This window comes from Parachlamydia sp. (assembly GCF_050255895.1).
GTDB classification, from domain to species: domain Bacteria; phylum Chlamydiota; class Chlamydiia; order Chlamydiales; family Parachlamydiaceae; genus Parachlamydia; species Parachlamydia acanthamoebae.
In genome coordinates this window covers 99,609-105,765 of the sequence record NZ_JBFWIR010000001.1, presented here as the reverse complement: position 1 = coordinate 105,765, position 6,157 = coordinate 99,609, and the positions used below count along the sequence as shown (strand labels likewise).

At 36.6% G+C, this 6,157-nt stretch carries 9 protein-coding genes and 1 pseudogene; 7 read left to right on the top strand and 3 right to left on the bottom strand.

Features of this window, described 5'->3' with window-relative positions; genetic code table 11:
* The coding region (locus AB7E63_RS00415) for an RHS repeat domain-containing protein (RefSeq protein ID WP_428418401.1) at positions 1–1,511 on the top strand (1,511 nt) is incomplete at its 5' end.
* 1 nt (position 1,512) lies between these two features.
* Positions 1,513–2,115: a hypothetical protein gene (locus tag AB7E63_RS00410; protein WP_050784542.1), complete on the top strand. Its 603-nt coding sequence runs from the start codon at positions 1,513–1,515 to the stop codon at positions 2,113–2,115.
* A gap of 128 nt (positions 2,116–2,243) precedes the next feature.
* Here AB7E63_RS00410 and AB7E63_RS00405 read toward each other — a convergent pair whose 3' ends face one another.
* Positions 2,244–2,516, bottom strand: a complete 273-nt coding sequence (locus tag AB7E63_RS00405; protein ID WP_006340249.1) for a hypothetical protein — start codon at positions 2,514–2,516, stop codon at positions 2,244–2,246.
* Positions 2,517–2,601: 85 nt separating this feature from the next.
* Here AB7E63_RS00405 and AB7E63_RS00400 point away from each other — a divergent pair, with 85 nt between their 5' ends.
* The gene (locus tag AB7E63_RS00400) at positions 2,602–3,243 is read left to right on the top strand and encodes a hypothetical protein (protein ID WP_100067478.1); all 642 of its coding nucleotides are present in this window, start codon (positions 2,602–2,604) and stop codon (positions 3,241–3,243) included.
* 50 nt (positions 3,244–3,293) lie between these two features.
* Here AB7E63_RS00400 and AB7E63_RS00395 read toward each other — a convergent pair whose 3' ends face one another.
* The gene (locus tag AB7E63_RS00395) at positions 3,294–3,851 is read right to left on the bottom strand and encodes an IS630 family transposase (protein ID WP_241208961.1); all 558 of its coding nucleotides are present in this window, start codon (positions 3,849–3,851) and stop codon (positions 3,294–3,296) included.
* A 351-nt stretch (positions 3,852–4,202) separates the two neighbouring features.
* Here AB7E63_RS00395 and AB7E63_RS00390 point away from each other — a divergent pair, with 351 nt between their 5' ends.
* The 3 genes and pseudogenes from AB7E63_RS00390 to AB7E63_RS00380 all read left to right on the top strand — a co-directional run bounded on the left by AB7E63_RS00390 (position 4,203) and on the right by AB7E63_RS00380 (position 4,968).
* Positions 4,203–4,565 (top strand): helix-turn-helix domain-containing protein, encoded by a 363-nt coding sequence (locus AB7E63_RS00390; RefSeq protein ID WP_428418398.1) that lies wholly within the window; start codon positions 4,203–4,205, stop codon positions 4,563–4,565.
* A gap of 92 nt (positions 4,566–4,657) precedes the next feature.
* Positions 4,658–4,750: pseudogene (locus AB7E63_RS00385) on the top strand (hypothetical protein); the annotation flags it as partial.
* A 35-nt stretch (positions 4,751–4,785) separates the two neighbouring features.
* Positions 4,786–4,968 (top strand): hypothetical protein, encoded by a 183-nt coding sequence (locus AB7E63_RS00380; RefSeq protein ID WP_284452793.1) that lies wholly within the window; start codon positions 4,786–4,788, stop codon positions 4,966–4,968.
* A gap of 80 nt (positions 4,969–5,048) precedes the next feature.
* Here AB7E63_RS00380 and AB7E63_RS00375 read toward each other — a convergent pair whose 3' ends face one another.
* The gene (locus AB7E63_RS00375) at positions 5,049–5,486 is read right to left on the bottom strand and encodes a helix-turn-helix domain-containing protein (protein WP_006340620.1); all 438 of its coding nucleotides are present in this window, start codon (positions 5,484–5,486) and stop codon (positions 5,049–5,051) included.
* A gap of 268 nt (positions 5,487–5,754) precedes the next feature.
* Between AB7E63_RS00375 and AB7E63_RS00370 the strand changes: the two genes are divergently transcribed.
* A complete protein-coding gene (locus AB7E63_RS00370; protein ID WP_006340619.1) occupies positions 5,755–6,057 on the top strand; it encodes a hypothetical protein in 303 nt (100 codons plus the stop codon).
* Positions 6,058–6,157 lie beyond the last annotated feature (100 nt).

The window sequence follows — 6,157 nt, the reverse complement described above, 5'->3', positions numbered from 1 at the left end:
ATCAACACGATTCACTCTTTAATCGCTTTGTAAAAGATGATCAACGTTTTGACTTCAATTCACTGAATCAGCTTTTAGGAGACAAACTGAGTGCTTATGCCTATGACCCCAATGGAAATCTATCCGAACGTCATGATCAAAAATACACGTATGATGCCTGGGATAGATTACTTTCTGTTACCATCGGCAATATACGTTTTAACTACACCTATGACGATCTAAGTCGGCGCCTTTCTAAAGTTAAATCGCTTTGGGATCCATTAACAGACAATTGGGTGACACAAGATACACAGTATTTCCTCTACCAAGGAGATAATGAAGTAGGAGTTTGTGATGCAGAGCAACATTTAATGGAATTTAGACCGCTTGCCCATGGACGTGGTGCTGAGATTGGTGCTGCGGTTGCTTTTGAAATTCAAGGACAAGTATATATTCCTTTAACTAACTTCACAGGGCATGTTCAAGTTCTTTTAAACTCTAAAGGTGAACCTGTCGATATCTATCGCTACACGGCTTTCGGAGAAGAAACCATCTTTGATCCATCTGGGGATGTTAAAAAACCGATAACATCTTGGCGTTTTTGTTCCAAACGAACTGATCCAGAAACGGACCTGATTTATTTTGGCAGACGTTACTATGACCCTCAAATAGCTCGTTGGATCACTGCTGATCCCCTTGGTTATGAAGCCGGACCTAATCTATATGCATATGTGAATAACAGTCCTTTAACTAGTATTGATTTATTTGGTCTTTCAGAGTGGTCTGAATTTGAAAAAGAGCAGACATTACAAGAAATGCAAGATCGAGAAACTGGATATCAGGCGAGCAAAAATTTTATTAAGGGTATTTATAACCGGCTTACAAAGGACTATTCAAATGCTCCCCCAGAAATTCTGAATGGGGAATGTTACGATAATTATTCTGCTGGCAAATTAGGTGAATATACTGTCGATGGAATATTTTTAGCCGCGGATGCCGCGTTGCTTTATAGCGGCGCTGGGTTAGCCTATAAAATAGGTTCTTTAGCGGTAAAAAAAGTTGCGCAAAAAGTAGCTTTTAAGGGGGCCCAAAAACTATTGACAACTGAAGCTGCACAAGTTGCAGGTAGAGGGATTCGTAGTGCTGCTACAAATGCCAGCAAAGTAATGGCGGAATCCGCTTCAATTGAAAGAAAGTTAGTTGTAGAAGCCACTACAACTATACCATCTGCGGCTGAAAATACTGCAAGTGCAACTGCAAAATCAGCAGCTAAAGGAATTTCAAAGCCTCCAGTACGTACTGAACCTATTGATTTAATTGAACAGATAGTATTAAAAGAAGCACAAGCAGGAGCTGGAGAAGAGATTTTGAAAGGCAAAATTAAAGATCCTAATTTTCCTCAAGCGATTTGGAAGAAAGTAATGCATACACCTACTCGACTCGATAATGGGACAGAGATACAAATTCATTACTGGGAACATCGCGAATTAATGCAAAGAATATTATTTAAATTTAAAAACCCGGTTAATTAAAATGTTAGTAAAGTGTTTATATAATAAAGGTGCTAATCTTCCCGAAAATTGTATAGGAAAGTTAAAGGGATATGAGAGAGATAGTACATTTGATTTGGAAATTAATAAAATATATGTAGTCTATGGAATGGTTATTGTCGAAGGATATATTTGGTATTATATTTGCAATAGGAATAATTGTGAATATCCCATTTGGAAACCATCTTCTCTCTTTGAAGTTTTGGATGGAAGAATGTCAAAATGCTGGGTCTTTTCTTGTTTAAAATATAATGCAGAGGATTATGACACTTTATGGGCATATCCTGAATGGGTAAACGATCCTTATTACTATGATCAATTAACTAATGGCGAAGAAGAATATGTGAAAAATTTTAGAAAGTATAAAGTTTTGATGGATAAAGAATTTCCAGATCCATCTGTTCAACAAACAGCAGAAATTGGCGATGAAAAGTGGTTGATTTGTCCAAAATGCGTGGATGCATGGGAATCATCTACAATCGAAGATGCAATGGTAACATGTCCTATGTGCAAAACAATTTATCACAATCCAAGGTATAAAAATGATGATTCTTATCAATTTAAAGTTGTTAATATGAATCATTGAGAAGAGTATTTGGTTTTCAACGTGCATTAGGAGTGACATGCCCAATAAATTAATCCAAATAAAAATAGAAGTTCGTGTCAAACTGACTGGAACTTCTATTGATCTAACAAAAGATGCAAGATCATGATTTAATTGGTATCTTCTATGGCCTTGATTGTTCCTCTTCTAGGCTCAAAAATAGCTTGAATGTCCTGCAAGCGACTGGGGACTTTAGCCATACGCTTATAGATCCTCATCAAGTTTTGCCTAACTTTATTTGCGTCTTGCAAAGCGCTCCAATGTTCTTCCGGAATGTGCCCATTTAGCCATCCTAGACAGCTTGTAATATTGTGACTCCATTCCTCTAAGTGTTTAAATTCTGAGGTAAATTTACCATAAGTATTTAAAAGCAGCCTTTTCAAATCATTTATTTATTTATATGGTTTGCATATAGGTGGTAGCGTCGATTTTCTTGAACAGAAAAGAGATCAGGAATTCAAAGATCGAGTGTCAAGAAATGTTTCTGCATTTGGAAGAGGAATTAAAAACTTTGGGTTCCACCCATTCGATACACTTGACAGACAATTTGGATATGCCGGACAAATTTTCGATGCTGCATCAAACGGGGACTATAGTCAAATTCAGGAACGATGGAATCGATTAGATTATAAGCAAAAAGAAGAATTTATTGCTGAAAGAGGAGGTGAATTGTTTGCTGAAGGTGCCGCTATTTGGCTTACAAAGGAAGCGGGTTTGGCGGCATATGAAGCTTATGGTGTGAGGTTAGCATCATCAACCGCAGGTGGTTGGTTTATTAAGCATAAAGAGAGAGTTGAAAATTTTTTTTCGCTCTTGAGAAGAAATGGCAATCAAGAAGTTTCAAAATTAAGCGACACTGCACGCCAAAACACCAAAGCTATCGAAAATGTATTAGCATACACAAGATCTAATTTGAAACATGGTCAGGAAATGCATCGTTTATATAAACTTGGTGTAGAAGGAGTCAAGAAAGAATTTAGACTACCGAGTGGAAAAAGAATTGACGCATTAGATATGATTAATCACATCATTTATGAGCTGAAGCCGTTTAACCCGCGTTCAATAAAACTAGGAAACAAGGCTCTTGAAATTTATAAACAAGAATTATAAACAATGCCCAGATTCGAAGGCATTGAATGGGAAACAATATTAGAAACTTATTAAGAAGAAAAATGGATAAAGCAGAATTTATACCATTTCCCAAAATTAAAATCATAAAATAGCCCACGATCTTGAGCAAAGCTGGTGAATTTTCCAGGTAGATCAACAAACCAATTCCAAGCATGGCAACAAGCATCTAAAATTGCTTCATATCCATCGTAGCATCGATTTGCTAGCCAATTATCTCGTAACTGTTGCCATATTTGTTCTACAGGATTTAATTCGGGTGAAGCAGGGGGTAATACAAGCACGCTCAAATTATTGAATACCCTAATTTTTTTCGCTTTATGCCAAGTTGCTCCATCCAGAACAACAACTCCATAACGACCTTTAGGAATATTTTTAGAAATTTCTTCCAGGTGGACAAGCATTGCATTTGAATTTGCTGCTGGCAGTACAAGACCCACGCTTTGATTTGTTTTAGGACACACAGCACCAAATATGTAAGCATATTCAAATTGTTGCTGTCTAGTCAACCTTGGTCTTGTTTCTTTTTTAGCCCAAGTACGCGTTAATGTACCTCGTTGGCCTACTCTTGCCTCATCTTGAAACCATATATATTGCTCTGAGCTGAATATAAAAATTGGTTGTTCAATCTGAGAAAAATGATTAAGATGTTTTTCAAACTTTTAAGAAAATGATGATGAATATTTCTGTTGAATTAAAGCTTGAGCTTGAAAGACGTGCTAGACAAACAAAAGACAAACAAAAGACAAACACGAACACACCCGTCTATGTGTTGTTTTAGCAAGAAGTGAAGGGATGTCTCATGAGCTAATAGCTCAAGCACATCGTATAAGTGTACAAGCGTTTATCGTTATCTCGCAGAATACGAAGCAGAAAAGAAAACACAACATGATGCCAGAGGTGGGAGTCAAAGAAAATTAAGCGAATTGGAAGCTAAAGAATTGCATAATTACCTACAAACAACCACTTATATTCATGCTAAAGAAATCTGTAAGTATGTTAAAGCAAAATATGGAATTGACTATACTGTGTCGGGAATGACCTTTTGGCTGAAGGCACAAGGCTTTATTTACAAAGAGCCGATCAAAGTCCCTGGTAAGTTGGACCCAGGAAAACAAGAGAACTTCATTCAAGCTTATGAATGCTTAAAAGCATCTCTCAAGGAAGATGAAGAAATTTTCTTTATGGATGCCGTACATTCGGAATTTCAGTCTAAGGCAGTTTGCGGCTGGATAAAAAAGGGGAGATCAAAACGTTACCGACAACAAGTGCTCAATATCGAATGCATTTTATTGGAGCTCTAACTCTACAAAAAAATGGAATTATTGGTTCAGGAATATGGGACAGTAGATGCAGATAGCATGATTGCATTTTTTTACAGGATTAGAGAGTTAAGATCCACATCATTTGCGATAATGGACGCTCAAATAAAAATAAGAAGGTTGAAGAGTATCTCAAAACGTCAAAGATCAAAATATACTATCTGCCACCCTACTCACCGAATTTGAATCCAATTGAGCGTTTGTGGAAGGTTTTGAGGCAGAAAAAACTTACAATAAGTGTTATGAAAAATTTGCGGATTTTAAAGAACAAGTACGGCGATTCTTTTTTGAAGAAGTACTAAAAATCAAAAACGAATTAATGACAAGTATTACAGACAATTTCCAACGCATTCAGCTAAATACGATCAAGCTTGCTTCTGTTTAAAATTCTCAGATTCAGCTTGGATAAGTATATCTACCTTTTCTGGATCAATCCCCTTGGGTATGATCTCTATAACATTTTCTTTAAAGTTTTTTTAAAATCTTCCTTCCTTCAAAGTCGACCTTCGGATGTTGGGATCTTCCTGTAATCCATGACAAACTGGCACGATGTAAGAGTCTGTACAAACTGCCGTTAGATAAACTTATTCCATAATTTTTATTCACCATCTCCCATATATCACGACCTCTAACCCTGCTTCCAGGGCGATTCTTTTGCATTTCATCTATAGCTTTGCATACCATTTTTTCTGCTTCTTCACAAATAAGACGCTTAGCTCCAGAGCCTCTTTGCTGCCGCAATCCTTCTAGTCCCCGTTTACGAAAATTTTTAACCCACACAATTACAGTGCGGGGCTGTACTCTAACCATACGGGCAGCTTCGGAAAAACTCCTTCCATCTTTTATGTGAGCAAAAGTTAAAAATCGCTTTCTTTCACTTGCAGAACCTTCTGAACGTGCCAATTTGTCAAAATCATGTCTTTTCTGCTCATTTTAATCATGTCCATTTGATGTTCCCATTTGTAATTGACAAATAGAATACTTCAGATGGTGACATTTTAACTTTGCACAAGTGGTGACATTTTCACGTTGCGCTTACACAAAGATTTTATTTGTTGACAAGTAAAATATTCACTTGTATATTTTCGCGGCAAGGATTTGCTCGCAACGTTCTAGCAGGTCTTTAAGCAATATTAAATGGCAAAAACGACTAACATAAAAAGGAGTTCTTATGGCTTTAGGAAAATTATGTTTTCGAATTTATCTTTGCTTATTTATTTGTACAATTGTTTCTCCATTACTAGCAGATACAGTTTCTTCAGAAAAAACTTATGTGCTGCCTTCACAGATACACATCCTTTCTGAGGGAATTTTTTTCGTGAATGCAGAGGGAGAATTAAAATCTGCTTCAGGTGTATTTTTTGATGATGATGGGCTGTATGTTCGACAAGCATTTCAGCAATGCCCATCCTGCCATTTATGGAGTCGAGATGGCTCTCTCCATAGAATAAGTTGTCCTTTTTATACGGGCTAAATAACCCTAATTTGGCAAATTATGATCGCATAAAAACATAAGTTTGACTTATAGAAAAACATTTCTAGGTTTACGAGGATGATCATAATTTTGCCTATTA

Coding starts and splice junctions, on each gene's coding strand:
- AB7E63_RS00410 (WP_050784542.1), top strand. CDS start 1,513: ATGTTAGTAAAGTGTTTATATAATAAAGGTGCTAATCTTCCCGAAAAT.
- AB7E63_RS00370 (WP_006340619.1), top strand. CDS start 5,755: ATGGCTTTAGGAAAATTATGTTTTCGAATTTATCTTTGCTTATTTATT.